Origin of the sequence: Shewanella oncorhynchi (assembly GCF_012584455.1) — a bacterium.
Lineage (GTDB): Bacteria > Pseudomonadota > Gammaproteobacteria > Enterobacterales > Shewanellaceae > Shewanella > Shewanella oncorhynchi.
Map to the genome: position 1 here is coordinate 24,246 of NZ_JABAEB010000020.1, position 16,356 is coordinate 40,601.

The following is a 16,356-nucleotide window of genomic DNA, read 5'->3' on the forward strand; positions in this document are numbered from 1 at the left end:
TGATTTATTTCACGACGCGTCCGTTCGAAATGCCGTCTGCACCACTGCAGTCCTGCTCCGCCTGCGCGCAGATCTCCCAGCCGCCACCCAGCGCCTTGTAGATGCTGACAACGGCAAGCCGTTGGTGGGTGCGAGCGATTGCCAGCGCACGCCGGCTTGCAAAGTCGGACCGTTCGGCTTCGAGCACATCAAGGTAGATGCCTTCACCTGCTGAGAACCGCACACGGGCAAGACGAGCCGCCTCGCGATTTGCGGCTGACTCAAGCAGACGCAGCTCAAGCGTGCTACCCGCGGCACCATAGGCTTTGAAGGCATCCTCGGTTTCCTGCAGTGCGCGCAACACGGTCTGGTCGTAGACGATCAACGCCTCTTGGGTACGAGCCTCGCTGGCGGCGATGCGGGCACGCACGCGCCCAGTATCGAAAAGAGACCAGCGAATGACTGGGCCGAGGAAGCTGGACAACACTCCGGAGCCATTTACTTCATCGAGACTTCCAGCAACGAGCCCGATTGAACCATGCACTTGGATCTCGGGGTAGAGACCAGCCGTCTCGAACCCAATCCGAGCGGTCGCCGCAGCGAGAGTCCGTTCAGCCGCCGCAATATCAGCACGCCGAGAAAGGAGTGCTGCGGGATCGCCCACGGCGATTATTCGAACAGCAAGCGCTTCACGCGCAGGCGTTACAGCGGGTGGTCTAAACGTCTGGGGCGTTTCGCCAAGAAGGATGGCCAGTGCATTGCTGGAGGCCGCACGGCGGCGCTCCAATTCGGGCACGGCCACCTCGACATGGTGCAACAAGGCCTCGGCACGGAGCTGGTCGAATTCGCTGGCAGAACCGGCGTGCACGAGACGTTCGACCAGGCTCAGGCTTTCGCGCTGGCTTTGGCTGATGTCGGCGGCTACAGCTAGTTCGGCCTCGATACCGCGTAGCTCGAACCAAGTGGCAGCCACCGCAGCAGCGACCCCCGCCTGCACACCACGCAGCAGAGCCTCGCGGGAGCCTGCTTGCGCCTGAGCGGCCTCCACCGATCGCCGCACACGGCCAAAAAGATCGATTTCCCAGGAAGCGTCTACCGCGCCGCGATAGGTTTCTATCTGACGCGACTGACTATGGGGCGTCTCGACCTCACTCCGGCGACGGTTCTCATAACCAAGCTCAGCGCCACCGCTCGGCAGGAAGCCCTGACGGCTCTCACCCAACATGGCCTTTGCCTCTTCGATCCGAACGACAGCGATACCTATGTCATGGTTCGCCGCGAGCGCCCGCTGGATCATGATGTTCAGAGCTGGATCGTCGAAGGTGCCCCACCACTTCACCTCAACGGCCCCTGTTCCAAGACCGGCGGGAGGCTCACTGAAACTGGTCGGAAACTGCGATGAAGGTAGTGAGTAGTTTGGGCCCACCGCCGTGCATCCAGTCAAGATGAGCGCACTCAGGGGTAACAGAACTGCTTGGTAGGGACTTCTCATGACATGATCTCCTCTATGTGCGGCTTAGCACTTGAACTGTAACTGTGCCGCTCGAAGTGAGCCTCCAAGCCACGTATCACTACATAAAAAACCGGTGTCAGGAATAATCCGAACAATGTCACGCCGAGCATACCTGCGAAGACCGCAATCCCCATAGCCTGGCGCATTTCGGCCCCAGCACCGCTTGCCAATATCAACGGTACGACGCCAGCAATAAATGCCAATGAGGTCATCACGATAGGCCGCAACCGCAATCGACAAGCCTCAACGACCGCCTCCAGCGCACTTGTTCCTGCAGCTTCGAGGCTGCGTGCAAACTCGACGATCAAAATTGCGTTTTTGGCCGCCAAACCGACGAGCACGATAAGCCCAATCTGAACAAAGACGTTGTTGTCGCCCCCAGCCAGCCAGACACCGGTAATCGCGCTCAAAAGACACATCGGCACGATCAGCAGAACCGCCAGAGGCAGCAGCCAGCTGTTGTATTGCGCGGCGAGGATGAGATAAGCGAGCAGCACGCACAATGGGAAAATGAACAGCGCAGAATCGCCAGCCAGTTTTTGCTGGTAGGTAAGATCAGTCCATTCGAAGCTCATGCCTTCAGGCAAAACCTCCTTGGCTAATCGTTCCATGACCGCAACAGTCTGCCCTGAGCTGACGCCAGCCATCGCACCGCCCGAGATGTCGGCCGTAGGGTAACCGTTGTAGTGCATCACGCGGTCTGGGCCGGCACTTGGTGTCACAGTGACAAAGGAGGACAACGGCAGCATATCTCCGGCCGCGTTGCGCACCTGCAGTCGGCCGATAGATTCGGCTTGCATGCGGTGGTCTGCATCGGCTTGGGCCGTCACCTTATAGGTTCGACCGAAGCGGTTGAAGTCGTTGATATATAGAGAGCCGAGATAGACCTGAAGCGACTCAAACACATCCGCCAGACGAACCCCCTGGCTCATGACCTGAGTGCGATCGATGGTGACATCTAACTGCGGCGCATTGATGTCAAGACTGGTCATAAGCCCAGCCACCTCGCCCGACTCGGTAGCTTTTGTCATCAGGATCTGGGTCTGCTGCACCAGAGCTGCTAGCCCAGCACCGCTGCGGTCCTCGACCTGCATCTTAAATCCGCCCGTCGCGCCAAGGCCAGGCACCGGAGGTGGCGGGAACACGCCGAGGAAACCATCGGGGATGCTGGCAAATTGGGCTTGCAAGCGCCCCGCAATCGCCATCGCGCTGAGATCGGGTGTAGTGCGATCTTTAAACGGGTCGAGCATGATGAATATGACCGCGGCATTTGGCACATTGATGAAACCATTGATAGAAAGGCCGGGAAACGCAACGACGCTTTCGACACCTGATTCGGTCAGCGCGATCTTCGACATCTGTTTGACGACTGCGTCGGTGCGGTCCAGTGACGAGGCGTTTGGCAGCTGGGCGATTGCGACAAGATAATATTTGTCCTGCATGGGCACGAAGCCGGGCGGGACGGCCTTGAATCCGAAGAAGGTCAATGCAAGGAGTCCGGCGTAAACTAGAAGCGCCACGCCGCTAATCCGCACGACCTTGCGCACCGTATTGCCATAAGCGTCAGGTGCATGCTGGAACGGCTGGCCTAGTGTCCGAAACAACTGATCGGCGCGGCCACGCAAACTGCGCGGAACTCGCACTATTGCCGCCTGGCGCGGGCGCAACAAGAGTCCTGCGAGCGCAGGGCTGAGCGTGAGTGAATTAACTGCTGACAGAATGGTTGAAATCGCAATCGTGAGCGCAAACTGTCGATAGAACTCACCCTGCAAGCCGCTTAGAAAAGCGGTCGGAATGAAAACGGCGGCAAGTACCGAGGTGATCGCGATAATAGGACCGGTGACTTCGTCCATGGCAAGCCGTGCGGCCTGAATGGGTTCCTCACCATTTTCGATGTGACGTTCGACATTCTCGACCACTACGATCGCGTCATCGACGACGATCCCGATTGAAAGCACCAGGCCAAACAACGACAACGTGTTCAGTGAGAAGCCCATCAGATGCATGACGGCAAAGGTGCCGATCAGCGACACCGGCACCGCTATAAGGGGTATGAGCGAAGCACGCCAGTTGCGCAGGAACAGCACCACCACGATAACGACAAGAAGAATCGCCTCCAACAAGGTGGTTACCACCGACTCCAGCGAGGCACGGACAAACACCGTCGGGTCATACGCGATGCGCGAGCTGAGTCCTTCCGGAAAGTTGCCTTCAAGCCGCTGCATGGTTGTACGCACCGCCTGCGCAACGTCGAGTGCGTTAGCGCCCGGACTCTGGATGATTTGCAGCGCGACGGCAGGTTCACCGTCAAGCAGACTGCGCAATGCGTAGGTATCGGCCCCCATCTCAATGCGGGCGACATCGCGCAAGCGCGTCACCTGGCCGTCGCCGCCTGTTCGAATGATGATGTCGCCGAACTGCTCCTCATCAGTTAACCGCCCGAGCGTGTTCACTGTCACTTGGAACGCGGCACTGGAATTGGGAGCCTGACCGACGGAGCCAGCTGCTACCTGTACGTTCTGCTCGCGCACAGCGGCAATCACATCGCCCGCTGTCAGCCCTCGTGCGGCGATCAGGCTCGGATCGAGCCAGAGCCGCATACTATATTCACCAGCTCCCCAAACCAGAACGTCGCTGATTCCCGGGATACGGGACAGATCGTCGCGCACCTGGAGGTAAGCGTAGTTCGAAATATAGAGAGGGTCGTAGCGTTTGTCTGGCGATAACAGGTGAACCACCATCAGGATGTCCGGCGAGGTCTTCTGCGTAATGACGCCTTGGCGCTGCACCTCCTCCGGCAAACGCGGCAGAGCGCGCGAGACGCGGTTTTGTACCTGGATCTGTGCCATATCGGCATTCGTCCCTTGCGCAAACGTGACGGTCAGGATCATTCGGCCGTCAGTGGCTGATTGCGACGACATGTATAGCATGCCCTCGACCCCGGTGATCGCCTGCTCGAGTGGCGCGGCTACCGTTTCTGCAATCACCTTGGGATTGGCGCCCGGGTAGGAAGCGGTCACCTGAACCGTCGGCGGCGTCACGGTCGGATACTCGCTGAGCGGCAATTGGAAGAAAGCAACGATGCCAGCGAGCACCATCAAAACTGAAAGAACGATGGCAAAAATCGGGCGATCGATGAAGAAACGTGGGAATGTCATTGTACTGCTCCCGAGGTTTGTGACACCGCAATAGGTGTACCGTCAATCGCAGCGGACTGTGGCGTGACCTGCATGCCCGGGCCTACCAGCCCCTTGACGATAATGTGCTCGCCGGGCTGTAGACCTTGTTCGATCACGCGCAACCCCTCGACCAGCGGACCCAGCTCGACTGGCCGATATTCCGTCTTGTCGTCTTTGCCGACAACGAGCACATAGTGGCTACCTTGATCGGTACCAATCGAATGATCGGAAACCAGAACCCTAGCTTGCGGCGCTCCGGTCTCTAGTTTAACCTTGGCAAAAAGACCGGGCGTCAAATGCCCATCGGGGTTGTTGACAACAGCGCGGATACGCACTGTTCCCGTCCCACGATCGCTGGTGTTGGAGAGGAAGTCGACACGGCCTGGCCTCGAATACGTCTTGTCGGTGAGCAGTGCCACCATGACCTTTTCCGCCTGTGGACCATGCGTGGTAGTGTGGTCTCGGCCTGCGGCGAGCGATCGCAAATAAGTGCGTTCGTCTACATCGAAATAGACGTGGATGGGATCGATAGAAACAATAGTCGTGAGTGGCGTCTCGCCGCTGAAGACGTAGTTGCCTTCTGTAACGAGGGCTTGGCCGACACGTCCACTGATCGGCGCCGTGACACGTGCGAAACTCAGATCCAATTGTGCGGCATCCACCGCTGCCTTTGCGGCGTCGACCTGTGCTTTGCTTGCATTCATAGAGGCGGTTGCGATGTCGAAGCGATCACGAGCAACGATCTTTTGGGCAAATAGCTGTTCGGCTCGTGCATATTCCGTTTGGGCAAGTATCGATGCCGCTTCAGCCTGGCGCAGGTGCGCCGTCGCGGCGTTCAGCGCGGCTTGGAACACCCGAGGATCAATGAGAAAGAGCTCGCTGCCCTTTTCGACGAAGCGTCCCTCGGGCAGGCTTACGTTCTGAATATAGCCTGCAACCCTCGGGCGCAGCTCAACCCGCTTGACCGCGGTCAGCGAACCTGTGAGTTCGACAAATGGCGTCACCGGACGAACGATCACTTCGGCCACCGGAACGCTTGGTGGCTTTGCGGGACTGACAGAGGGAATAGCCTCCTTGCATCCTGCGATAGCGAGTGCAACGCTTAGCGCCACAGTGGTTATGGTTATGCGTTTGACCTTCATCATTTTTTCCTTTCTCGATAGCAGTCGACATTTAGTTTTGCTGAGCCGAGGTAGCTCCTACTGTATTTATCCGGCTTACTACGCTTAGAAGGTCAAGTGTTTTTTTTGATTAGTAAGGGGGCCTTGCGAGACACAGCGAAGTCTAACTCTGATGACGAAAAAATCATGATCAGCGACGAAAATCGCTAAGTATTAAGGCATGCACATAGAAGAAAACTTCCTCGACAAAAAAGCCAGACATACGGCCTTGGCTGCTACGACCACTGCACTTACAAATGAGAGCGATTGGAAGTGTTGTTACTGCTGGCAGCTTTAGCCGACGGGTTGCATTCATGTTAGGGCTGACAGCAGAAATGGCCTGATTGCAGTTCCAAGCAAACAGCATTAAACACTGGCGAGTTTTACCGTTCGACTACTTGGGTATGAGGAATGTAAGCTCGCAAACTTAGAGCTTAGAACTAAGCAGATACAAGCTAAAATAAGGAAATGATGTTCTGGCCTTAAGTGTCAGACTGAGCAGTAATCAAAATGAAGAAGAGCTGATACTATGATTAAATTCGTGGAGATCCCTCAGGTGTTTGATCAAGGCTAGCGCATGAGTGCCATTGCCTTAATTGCATTAGATTTACTTCTGTTTGTGAGCGTTCAGTGTACTGTTCAACCCATACTAGACAATTTTAATTGAGAATTTTCGAACTCTACAGTTGACAGTTCACCATTAGCAAAATGACGTCACTCCAAGTTCTAATATTTCATTTAAGCAGTCACATCTAGCTTCAAAAACTCTCTTGTTGATTGAGCAATATTAAAAATCCAATCGTGTTTTAAGCTACCAAAGAAACGCCCAACGAAGGCATTATCCCAACACGCACCTACCCATACTGCCTCAAAGTTAAGTGCTGAAATAAAATTAGACCGGAGCAGGTGCAGTGGTATACAGAGTCAGACCATTATATTGGCGGTGATATTACATTTTTGGAAACAAATTCAATTACTCTGTCCTTAAATTATATCCATTTATAACTCGTTATGGGCGGATAAGCAGCACCTCTGTTACTAGGTGCTGCTCTCCTAAGAACCGTACATGCAACTTTCACTGCACACAGCTCAAGCCTCCACTAAGGTGTACTGTCAATTGGCGGTATTTTGCGACTTGCTGCTTCTATCTACACTGCAACAGGTTGACTCGGGTTTGGCCGGATATCCAATATCCTCCAGAGCGTCGAGTATTTCGTCTTGCGATTGGCTGCTTTGTACATTGATACTACGGCTGGTGAGATCTGCTGTTACGACTGCATCGGCGTCCAGTTCCTTTATTGCACGGTTGATCAAGCCAAAGCAGTGGTTGCAGGTCATATCGGTAATTTTTAACGTTAACATCGTAAATCTCCTTTACTAAGTGGGCAGCTAAAATTCTGCACCTTGCTACAGGGAGAAGGTCAAGGCTTATTTTCTGTGATGTTACCCAGTACCAGTTGTGCCCAAATGGCATAATGTGAGCAGGGGTCGCCAGTGCTGCAATCTGATAGCTGCTGCAGTACTTACTGCATTTGTTGTAGCTCACTGCTCTTCCCTTTAATTTAAGTCAGATGCTGCTCTGCTAGCTGTTTGACTTTACGGCTTTCCCGCTCTAGATCGCACCAGAGCTGCAGTAAGGATAAATGTCATTTCATGAAAACCCCTATCTTCTAGCGCGAGCTATAAACTCCAACAGTTGTAATTGCTGACAGTTATACAGTAGCTGGCTTCAGTGCGTGGAGCCTTATTTAACCTGAACTCGGGATAAGAAACTTTGAACTAATAGCCCTCCAAGTGATCGGAACTTTCGACCAAGAAAAACCCATCATACCGGAGGGCCTATAGTTATTTTGATCATGCTTTTTTATCTCAAAAGATTGTCTTCGTTGAATTCAAATAGTCTTCGTTTTAATTCCATGCTTACACTTCTGATAAAAATAGAGTGATAAATTACTTAAAAACTATATTATTAAATATGAATAAAGTCATATTTCGGCAATCTTCAATCAGATGCAGATTGATTTATTAGCGCTTAAAATCATATTTTTTGACAAAAAAGCGCTTAAAATCATAAATTATGACAATTTGAAGCCTCCCAAAGAAAATCGTATTTTCTAACTCGTGGTTTCTACGTATTTCCCAAACTCATTTTGTATGAAAAGCCACAGTTTTGTGTTCGTGGCCACTCAGAATGAGGTTTCGCGGCAGACTGAAATTTGCTTTTTTTCGCCGATATCTTCTGGCCATCTTACCTGCTCTTATTTGGGTATTAGTACGATTAACTAAGTTTGTGTTTGGGGACTTGATGATGGTTTGTTGCTACTTCTCGTCGCGCGTGCTGGCACTTTGCCAATTTGAAGATGTACTGCAAATACGCCAGCAACAAAAACCGATGCAATTATCACTCATATAATGAAGCAATGTTGCCTGTTAAAACTTATATACTTACGATTTAGCTTAAAGCATAGACACTAAGGTTAAAACCCACATTCGTCATCGGTAATGATGTGGGTTTTAAGAAGCATGATCTTAGAGTCGTTAGTATTTATGCAAAAAATTCAATTTCCTTAAATAAGGTCGAACCAACACCCTACCCCCGAGCTGTAAAATCAACAATAACGTTTTTACTACAGCAAACGGCAGCTGGCAAAACATAACATCAGAGCGGAGCGGAATGTAGGCATCACCCACTTCAAGCAAGGTCAGTAGGCTGATTGACTCAATAACTAGACCATCCATAGTGCACCTCAATTCGTTATTTTTTAATATTATACGCAGAGATGCGACAGCTTGTGTCATAACTAAAAGGAAGTTTGTATAACAGACTCTTATATTATCGCTAGGCACTGAATTTGCGATAACTTGCGGTACAGAAAGTGGTTTAAGTGGCTTGTTGGATGGCGTCATTTATCGCTCATCTACTGGGAAGTGGTTAAATGCCTCCGTCAAATACGACAAGCTGATGATTGACATCGGGCGGATGAGTAAGAATAATACGCGGCAGGTTGCAGAGAAGCCTGTCCGCAAAAGATGATATCACTCTGATAAATTAACAGCGTTGCGAATCGATTTCATATCGAACCCACAGCAATCAAATAAGTTTGGCTTAGCGGAATGCCAATAAACTTAGGAGAATTGTTTGTGAAACATGCAACCGCTAACACTTTCAAACCCGCCGGTATCAATGCTGAACCTTCTGACATTGTACCCTTGGCATCCACCGAAATGCCCTCCCACGGGAAATATCACTCAGGATCTCAGTCAACTGAGTCCTTAGGTACGTTAGCTATCCCTACTTTGTATTTGCGCTTTGCGTTACCCATGGCATTGGCCATGATGCTCAGCGGCAGCTACAACTTAGTCGACTCTTATTTTATTTTGAAATACATCGGTGCCGATGCATTGGCTGGGGTGACGATTGCCTTCCCGTTACAAATGATGATTTTTGCTTTGGCCTGCATGATAGGAAATGGTACTGCGACCTTAGTAAGCCGATTTTTAGGGGCAAACGAGTTTGATAAGGCGAGTCAAATCGCGAACACTGGTTTTGCGTTAGCCTTAGCTTACGGCCTGATAGTGACTATCGTGTCGCTCGCCCAGCTTGACAATTTATTGGCATTTCTTGGGATAAGCTCAACACTTGCCTTAGCTGCTACAGAGTATCTACAACCCATTCTCTGTTTTAGTCTATTCACTTTTTTGTTATCTCTTAGCGGCGATTTACTCAGAGCACAAGGCAAAGTCGTGTTGATGCTGCTGGTTATCTTGTTGTCGGCGGTCATGAACATCTTGTTCGATACACTCTTTATTGCTGTTTTGGAGATGGGCGTGAGTGGTGCGGCGTGGGCAACGGTGGCGGGTCAATGTGTGAGTCTATTTATCGCTGTTGTCTATTTTGTCTCAAATAACCGCTTTGCCAGTAAACAGGTGCTTCATAAGCAAGCTACCCAGCCTATTTGTTTTAGAATGGAGCAGATAAAGCTCAATCTCACTGAGATAAAAGCGATTCTTGGCTTGGGTAGCCCGATATTATTGTCATATCTTGGGATTGCCTGCGTGATCTCATCGGTAAATCATATTTTAGTCAGTCATTTAGCCAATGTAGTGCCCCATACGCCAGCGGCGAATGAGGTTGCGTACATGATTAGCGCTTATGGTTTGATCGGACGCTTTAATATCTTTATCGCCCTGCCGCTCATGGCACTTACCTGTGCAGCACAAACAATCAGTGCGTATAACTATGGGGCGATGGCATCTTCTCGGGTGTTAGCGTGTGCTAAATGGGGAATCGTCTTGACCTGCTGTTATCTGAGTATAGTGACAATCGTATTTATGGGTTTTCCTAACTCGGTATTTCGCGTGTTCACCGATGACCTCGCACTCATAGCCGCCTGTATTAAAATCTCGAGTGTGACGTTTATCACCCTACCTTTGGCGGGGATCACAGGTATTGCGATTGCTGTGTATCAAGGCACAAATCGCCCTAAGCTTGCATTGCTATTATCTGGGATAAAAATCTATGGTTTGTTACTGCCCCTGCTGGTCCTGTTACCTCAACAATCCTTTGCAGATATTTCATTTATCACAGGTGCATTAAACATTAATATTATGCCAAACGCTTTGATTGAGTTATGGATGGCCTTTCCAATTGCGGACATTTTAGCTTGTCTCTTGAGTTTATTGATCATCAGTATTTTGCCTTTCATTCACGTGCCACGAGCAAATCGAGTCTGTCATGGAGGTAATGCAAAATGAAGTTAGCCAAGATGAAAGACTCAAACGCCATCGCATTAAATGAAACCAAAGCTCGCGCTAAAAAACTGCTCAAAGCTTGTCAGCAGGGTGAGCCGTTAGCCAAGCAAAGAGTCGCGACCTTAATGGCGAAATTGGGCATATCACACTCAGATCTCCAGCTTAAGCATTGCCAACAAGTGATTACACGTGAGCTAGGGTTTATCGATTTTCATCATTGCCAGCGAGTCCTGTCGGGTCAAGCCATACTTGGGGATGATTGGGGAAGTTTATTCCATACTAAACAATGCGACACATTACTCAATCATTGGTTTACTGGCTATTTAGCCGCGCGTGATTTTAATGCGCAAGTTGAGGACACATTGCTACTCCCCTACAAGAAGCAGTTTTTTGTGGTGGAGCGGCGGGATTACTTCAATGCGCTGAATTTGCCGATAATTTTGCAACCGGTGGGTAATGCTGGCAGACCGACAACACTCCGGGATCTGGTGAGCTGCTATGCTAATGCAGATTGGCATTCCTTTGCTCTTGCCATGATCCAACACAAACTCCCCAAAGTGTAATGATGGCTGAGATTGTCAGGCATCATGTTGAATGAGGAAATCTAGAGTTAAATAATACAAACAAAAAAGGTCTTCATTGCTGATGGTCTTACTTGTGAAATATGGCTGAGGCACTGCGTTTCGGATCAGAAACGCAAGGCTAAAATAGCTAAAATGCAAAAAGCCGCTAATTGCTTAGCGGCTTTTTTGACGAAATCTGGCGGAGGAACTGAGCTTAGAATGAGGAACCTAGGGTTCAAATTATATAAACAAAAAAGCCATCATTGCTGATGGCTTTTCCGTAAAATATGGCGGAGGAGCAGGGATTTGAACCCTGGGTGGGCTATAAACCCACGCCGGTTTTCAAGACCGGTGCATTAAACCACTCTGCCACCCCTCCGAACGAGGCGCATAATATAAGTAAGTCTGTTGACTGTAAAGCACTAACTCTCAATTATGCGCCGATTGTTGCTATTACACTCAATCCGCTGGATTTGGCTTCACATCGGACATTATGCCTACCCGTGCGGGATCTGGCTTAGTGAAATGTTTGGCAAAGTCGCCCCACTCTTGTTGACTCTTAAGTATATAGCCGACCACAACTAAAATAGCGCAACATAGGATACCCCAACCAATCGCCACTTCACCAAGACTTGCCCACATAGCGACTAAGCTTGATGCACCAAAGGCAATGCTGATCTGTAAGAAGTTCTGTAATCCTGCGGCCTTAGCGGCATTCTGACTAAACTGCTGTAGCGCGCTGTTCACGACTATTGGGTAAATAGCGCCATTAGCTGCGGCCAAAATCGAGAACGAAATAAGCAGTGGGAAAATCGTGCTCGCGGGATAAATCAGCGTGAACATGATGATCGAAATAACGCAGGCTGCGAAAACTGACAACAAGATATTGAGTGTTTGATGCCCGCCAATGCGTTTTATCAGTAACTTACTCGCATAACCACCGACAATAAACATGATGGTTTGCGGGATAAAACTTAACCCAATTTCAGTCGCTTGATAACCGTGCATTTCCATCACAATCGGCCACACAGTTAAGTAGGCAAAGAAAGCACCGGAACAGGCACCGAAGATCACGACGTTGCCTAAATAGCGGGTGTTTTTCAAAATTTGCCCATAAGATACAGCAACATGTTCACTGTGTTTATGTTGACTCTTGCCTGGAACAAAGTACAAGGTCATCAATACCAGCAGAAAAGCGATAACACACAAGGAGATAAAGATTGCACGCCAGCCTAATTCGTTCAGAATATAAGCGCCAAGGATCGGTGCTAATGCAGGCGATAATGCGACCAATGGCATAATGTTGCTGAAAATACCTTGGGCTTTATCGGCATCATATTGTTCTACCACAATAGCTTGCCAAATAACCCCTGCGCTACAGGCGCCAATGGCTTGGAAGAAGCGCGCGGTATTGAGCATTAATATAGAATCACTGTTGGCAATAAACACGCTAGCAATGGCAAATAAAACAAGGCCAAAGATCAGTGCCCAACGTTTGCCGATTTTATTGACTAACGGGCCGTAAAGCAGCTGACCTAAGGCAAGACCCGCAAGGAAACAGGTCAGTGACATCGCCACCTGTGATGGTGCGCTGTTAAATGAGCCTTCAATTGCTTTGAAAGCAGGCAAATACATGTCAGTGGCAATAAAGCCAAGCATGCTCAACATGGCTAAATAGAATAGAAACATAAAGAACTTTATGTTTACAAAGGTGTTACTAGACGTTTTCATAAAATAATCGGGTCGGATTGACTAAAGTGTACAGTCTAAAGACTTGTTAAATTTATTGGAAACGTTTATTTTTGACTTGTGCTATCAATTATTTTCATTGGAATGGACGTCAGTTATGCTCTCAGAACAAGCGCTAGAACTCATTGATATTGTGGCTCGTGTAGGTAGTTTCACCGCGGCGGCGAATCGGCTACATAAAGTGCCCTCTGCCGTGAGCTACGCGGTCAAGCAAATAGAAGAAGAACTCGGCGTCATTCTTTTTGAACGGCATCATCGCAGCGTAACGTTAACACCAGCGGGTGAACATTTTGTGAAGCAAGCCAGAACCTTGCTCACGCAGATGGACGAGATGAAACGTGGCACTCAGCGCGTGGCAAATGGTTGGCAACCCACCTTGTCCATAGCCCTTGATAATATCGTCCGTGCCGACAGGATCAGCGTATTAATTGCTGACTTTTATCGACACTTCCATGATATTGAATTAATTATTCGTATTGAAGTCTTTAACGGTGTTTGGGAAGCGCTCGCCACGGGTCGCAGTGATATTGCTATTGGTGCGACAACCGCAATTCCAGTCGGTGGCGTTTACCAATATAAAGACATGGGGGATATTGAGTGGGCGTTTCTTGTTAGTAAAAATCATCCCTTGGCCAGTATTGACCGCCCATTAAGTGACGATGAGCTGCGCCCTTTTCCTTCGATTTGTTTAGAAGATACCTCTCGGGAAATTCCAAAACGTATGACTTGGTTACTAGAGAATCAACGCAGGTTAGTCGTACCTGATTGGATCCGTGCCATTAACTGTTTCCGTGAAGGTTTAGGCGTCGGTTATATGCCAGTGCATTTAGCGAGCGTGTTTATTAAGGCGGGTGCGCTCGTTGAAAAAAAACTGGAAAATCCAAAGCAGACAAGCCCTTGTTGCTTGGCCTGGAATGCTGACAAGATGTCGCCTGCGCTCGCTTGGGTGCTGGAATATCTTGGCGATACTGAAAAATTGCACAAAGAGTGGCTGGCTTAAGCTTGGTTTAAACTCAATATGCTGATCTAGTCATTGAAATCAGCATTGAGTGTGATTGTGTACCGTCTGCTTATGTACAGACTAAGTCTTTACCTTCATAGTGGATGAAGACGCAGATACAAGAATCTTATTTTTTTGCTTTGCAGTTAAAGTTGAAATAAATAATTGAGTAAAATTTTGAAGATTAACAATTTGTTATTCATGGTTCTATGACTTTCACCCGTATCTCATGTACGGTATCATTGCACCAGTTAAGTTCATTTTAGGATTTTACGGGAACTTAGTGTGCTGTAAAAAATCAAAATGATCAGTTTGGAAATGTGTCAACGGAGATCAACATGACCCAAGAAACCTTATATTCGACGAGTGCGTCAACACTGGAAGTGAACAAACTTCTTAAAAACACTTATATGCTGTTATCGATGACATTGGCCTTCTCTGCCCTGTGTGCGGGTTTGGCAATGGCATTAAATATCAGTCCGTTAGTCTCCATTGGTTTATCGATTGGTGGCCTAGTACTGTTGTTTGTCACGTTACGTAAAGCCGAGTCTGCAGCGGGTATCTTCTGGGTGTTTGCCTTTACGGGTATGGAAGGTGCTTCACTGGGCTACATGCTCAATCACTACGCGGGTATGGCAAACGGTCCACAGCTGATCATGCAAGCACTGGGGTTAACGTCAGTGATTTTCGTTGCGTTATCAGCCTATGCCGTGACCACTAAGAAAGATTTCTCTTTCCTACGTGGATTCTTGTTCGCCGGCTTGATTGTGGTGATCGCCGCCGCTGTGATTAATATTTTTATGGGTAACAGTGTTGCCTTTATGGCAATTAACGCGGGCTTGGCGTTACTGATGACAGGTTTTATCCTGTTTGATACTAGCCGTATCGTCAATGGCGGCGAAACTAATTACATTCGCGCGACTATCTCGTTATACCTAGACTTCTTAAACCTCTTCATCGCGCTGTTGCACCTGATGGGCATAGGCAACGATGACTAATCCTAGTTAGCGATTTTTAGCTTAACTTGCGTTAGAATGGCCCTACTTTTAGGGCCATTTTTATTTTAAATGAGCAAATTTATTATCCAAGTGAACGGGCCCGCTTATGGCACGTCGGCGAGTGTTAATGCCTTACGCTTCTCCCAAGCTGCACTTTTAGCTGGGCATCAGATTATCTGTGTGTTTTTTTATCAAGATGGCGTGTATAACTCCACAGATTTAAGCTTACCCGCCTCCGATGAAAACGATGTGATCAGTGACTGGAAACAGCTGGCGCAATCCCATCAGGTCCCGTTAGTCAATTGCGTTTCTGCAGCGCTACGTCGTGGCATTGTGAGTCAGCAAGATGCCAGCGAGAATGGCCTTAGCCACTGGAATGTGGGCGAGTCATTTATCATGGGCGGTTTAGGTGAGCTAATCACAGGTATTGAATCGGCCGATCGTTTGATCAGTTTTTAACTCTCAGGGCTACTATGAAAAAATTGTGTATCCTATTTCGCTGCTCGCCACATGGTACTGTTCGTGGCCGCGAAGGTTTAGATCTTGCCCTGCTTAGCGCTAGCTTCGAACAAGAAGTGAGTTTAGTGTTTGTTGATGAAGGTGTGTTGCATTTGATTAAAGAGCAACAGCCTGAGCTTATCGGTGCTAAAGATTACATATCCACCTTTAAAGCACTGCCGCTGTATGATATTGGCTCTGTGTTAGTCTGTAAGCAATCCTTAGCCGATTACGGCTTAAGCCATGGCTTACTGTCGATCCCAGTCACAGTAATCAACGATGAAGCCATCGCAGCCCATTTAAACCAAGTGGATGAGGTCTTAGTATTCTAATGATTTTACATCATATTCAAACATCTCCCAGTCGAGATAGCGCGCTGAAACTTTGTTTACGTTACGCCTGTAAGGAAGATGCGATTTTATTATCGAGCGATGGCGTTAACGCGTTACTGCTGCGCCAGTGGGCAATGGCATTATCGCCCTTCAAGTTGATGGTCTTAAAAGACGATGTTATCGCACGTGGCCTATCCGAACGTTTAAAGAACGTGATGCTTATCGATTACAATGAGTTTGTGGCTCAATCATTACTCCATGACAAGGTGATAACGTGGTAAATCCATTGCAATTTAATGGCGCAGAAATCGCCCGTGACCATCAAGGTTATTTAAAAAATCTTAACGATTGGCAACCCGATATGGCCCTGTTGTTAGCAGCAGAAGAGCAAATTTTACTTACGCCAGCCCATTGGGAAGTGATTAACTTTGTTCGAGATTTCTATCTCGAATATAAAACGAGCCCTGCTATCCGTGTATTAGTTAAAGCCATTGGCCAAGCCTTAGGACCAGACAAAGGCAATTCAAAATACTTATATACCCTATTCCCGATTGGACCTGCGAAACAAGCAACGAAAATCGCGGGCCTGCCCAAACCAGCTAAGTGTATTTAATGGCAAAGGGTTAAGTCATC

The 16,356-nt window shown here is 48.8% G+C and carries 13 protein-coding genes, 1 tRNA gene and 1 pseudogene; 8 read left to right on the forward strand and 7 right to left on the reverse strand.

The window, feature by feature from the left end; genetic code table 11:
* Window positions 1–4: 4 nt before the first annotated feature.
* The 5 genes and pseudogenes from HGO26_RS21255 to HGO26_RS21275 all read right to left on the reverse strand — a co-directional run bounded on the left by HGO26_RS21255 (window position 5) and on the right by HGO26_RS21275 (window position 7,193).
* Window positions 5–1,471, reverse strand: a complete 1,467-nt coding sequence (locus tag HGO26_RS21255) for an efflux transporter outer membrane subunit (protein WP_168827711.1) — start codon at window positions 1,469–1,471, stop codon at window positions 5–7.
* Entirely contained in the window at window positions 1,468–4,650 is a 3,183-nt protein-coding gene (locus HGO26_RS21260) for an efflux RND transporter permease subunit (RefSeq protein ID WP_168827712.1), read from the reverse strand. The genes HGO26_RS21255 and HGO26_RS21260 overlap by 4 nt, the downstream gene beginning before the upstream one ends.
* Window positions 4,647–5,816: an efflux RND transporter periplasmic adaptor subunit gene (locus HGO26_RS21265; protein ID WP_282097996.1), complete on the reverse strand. Its 1,170-nt coding sequence runs from the start codon at window positions 5,814–5,816 to the stop codon at window positions 4,647–4,649. The genes HGO26_RS21260 and HGO26_RS21265 overlap by 4 nt, the downstream gene beginning before the upstream one ends.
* A gap of 654 nt (window positions 5,817–6,470) precedes the next feature.
* Window positions 6,471–6,689 (reverse strand): annotated as a pseudogene (locus HGO26_RS21270) (IS3 family transposase); the annotation flags it as partial.
* A gap of 255 nt (window positions 6,690–6,944) precedes the next feature.
* Window positions 6,945–7,193 carry a heavy-metal-associated domain-containing protein gene (locus HGO26_RS21275; protein ID WP_168827713.1) on the reverse strand — a complete coding sequence of 83 codons (249 nt, stop codon included), beginning with the start codon at window positions 7,191–7,193 and terminating at the stop codon, window positions 6,945–6,947.
* A gap of 1,779 nt (window positions 7,194–8,972) precedes the next feature.
* Here HGO26_RS21275 and HGO26_RS21280 point away from each other — a divergent pair.
* Together HGO26_RS21280 and HGO26_RS21285 are read left to right on the forward strand one after the other, a co-directional pair.
* Window positions 8,973–10,586, forward strand: a complete 1,614-nt coding sequence (locus HGO26_RS21280; RefSeq protein ID WP_168827714.1) for an MATE family efflux transporter — start codon at window positions 8,973–8,975, stop codon at window positions 10,584–10,586.
* A complete protein-coding gene (locus tag HGO26_RS21285) occupies window positions 10,583–11,146 on the forward strand; it encodes a hypothetical protein (RefSeq protein WP_168827715.1) in 564 nt (187 codons plus the stop codon). Before HGO26_RS21280 ends, HGO26_RS21285 begins: the two co-directional genes overlap by 4 nt.
* A gap of 288 nt (window positions 11,147–11,434) precedes the next feature.
* On the opposite strand, the gene HGO26_RS21290 is transcribed toward HGO26_RS21285, so the two are convergent.
* Together HGO26_RS21290 and punC are read right to left on the reverse strand one after the other, a co-directional pair.
* A tRNA-Ser gene (locus HGO26_RS21290) sits at window positions 11,435–11,525 on the reverse strand.
* Window positions 11,526–11,605: 80 nt separating this feature from the next.
* Window positions 11,606–12,877 (reverse strand): purine nucleoside transporter PunC, encoded by a 1,272-nt coding sequence (punC, locus tag HGO26_RS21295; protein ID WP_168827716.1) that lies wholly within the window; start codon window positions 12,875–12,877, stop codon window positions 11,606–11,608.
* Between the two features lie 115 nt (window positions 12,878–12,992).
* On the opposite strand from punC, the gene punR reads away from it, so the two are divergent.
* The 6 genes from punR (at window position 12,993) to HGO26_RS21325 (ending at window position 16,336) form a co-directional block, all read left to right on the forward strand.
* Window positions 12,993–13,895 (forward strand): DNA-binding transcriptional activator PunR, encoded by a 903-nt coding sequence (punR, locus tag HGO26_RS21300; protein WP_168827717.1) that lies wholly within the window; start codon window positions 12,993–12,995, stop codon window positions 13,893–13,895.
* 338 nt (window positions 13,896–14,233) lie between these two features.
* Window positions 14,234–14,893, forward strand: a complete 660-nt coding sequence (locus HGO26_RS21305) for a Bax inhibitor-1/YccA family protein (protein WP_028759949.1) — start codon at window positions 14,234–14,236, stop codon at window positions 14,891–14,893.
* Between the two features lie 69 nt (window positions 14,894–14,962).
* Window positions 14,963–15,352, forward strand: coding sequence for a sulfurtransferase complex subunit TusD (gene tusD, locus HGO26_RS21310; RefSeq protein WP_028759948.1), 390 nt, complete (start codon window positions 14,963–14,965; stop codon window positions 15,350–15,352).
* A 14-nt stretch (window positions 15,353–15,366) separates the two neighbouring features.
* Complete coding sequence (gene tusC, locus HGO26_RS21315; protein ID WP_168827718.1) at window positions 15,367–15,723, forward strand: sulfurtransferase complex subunit TusC; 357 nt, start codon at window positions 15,367–15,369, stop codon at window positions 15,721–15,723.
* A complete protein-coding gene (gene tusB / locus HGO26_RS21320) occupies window positions 15,723–16,004 on the forward strand; it encodes a sulfurtransferase complex subunit TusB (protein ID WP_168827719.1) in 282 nt (93 codons plus the stop codon). The genes tusC and tusB overlap by 1 nt, the downstream gene beginning before the upstream one ends.
* On the forward strand, window positions 15,998–16,336 hold the full coding sequence (locus tag HGO26_RS21325; RefSeq protein ID WP_028759945.1) for a TusE/DsrC/DsvC family sulfur relay protein: 339 nt from the start codon (window positions 15,998–16,000) through the stop codon (window positions 16,334–16,336). The genes tusB and HGO26_RS21325 overlap by 7 nt, the downstream gene beginning before the upstream one ends.
* Window positions 16,337–16,356: the final 20 nt, after the last annotated feature.

Excerpts from the sequence above, each read along its gene's own strand:
- HGO26_RS21255 (WP_168827711.1), bottom strand. The coding sequence starts at position 1,471 with ATGAGAAGTCCCTACCAAGCAGTTCTGTTACCCCTGAGTGCGCTCATC.
- HGO26_RS21260 (WP_168827712.1), bottom strand. The coding sequence starts at position 4,650 with ATGACATTCCCACGTTTCTTCATCGATCGCCCGATTTTTGCCATCGTT.
- HGO26_RS21265 (WP_282097996.1), bottom strand. The coding sequence starts at position 5,816 with ATGATGAAGGTCAAACGCATAACCATAACCACTGTGGCGCTAAGCGTT.
- HGO26_RS21275 (WP_168827713.1), bottom strand. The coding sequence starts at position 7,193 with ATGTTAACGTTAAAAATTACCGATATGACCTGCAACCACTGCTTTGGC.
- HGO26_RS21285 (WP_168827715.1), top strand. The coding sequence starts at position 10,583 with ATGAAGTTAGCCAAGATGAAAGACTCAAACGCCATCGCATTAAATGAA.
- punC (WP_168827716.1), bottom strand. The coding sequence starts at position 12,877 with ATGAAAACGTCTAGTAACACCTTTGTAAACATAAAGTTCTTTATGTTT.
- punR (WP_168827717.1), top strand. The coding sequence starts at position 12,993 with ATGCTCTCAGAACAAGCGCTAGAACTCATTGATATTGTGGCTCGTGTA.
- HGO26_RS21305 (WP_028759949.1), top strand. The coding sequence starts at position 14,234 with ATGACCCAAGAAACCTTATATTCGACGAGTGCGTCAACACTGGAAGTG.
- tusD (WP_028759948.1), top strand. The coding sequence starts at position 14,963 with ATGAGCAAATTTATTATCCAAGTGAACGGGCCCGCTTATGGCACGTCG.
- tusC (WP_168827718.1), top strand. The coding sequence starts at position 15,367 with ATGAAAAAATTGTGTATCCTATTTCGCTGCTCGCCACATGGTACTGTT.
- tusB (WP_168827719.1), top strand. The coding sequence starts at position 15,723 with ATGATTTTACATCATATTCAAACATCTCCCAGTCGAGATAGCGCGCTG.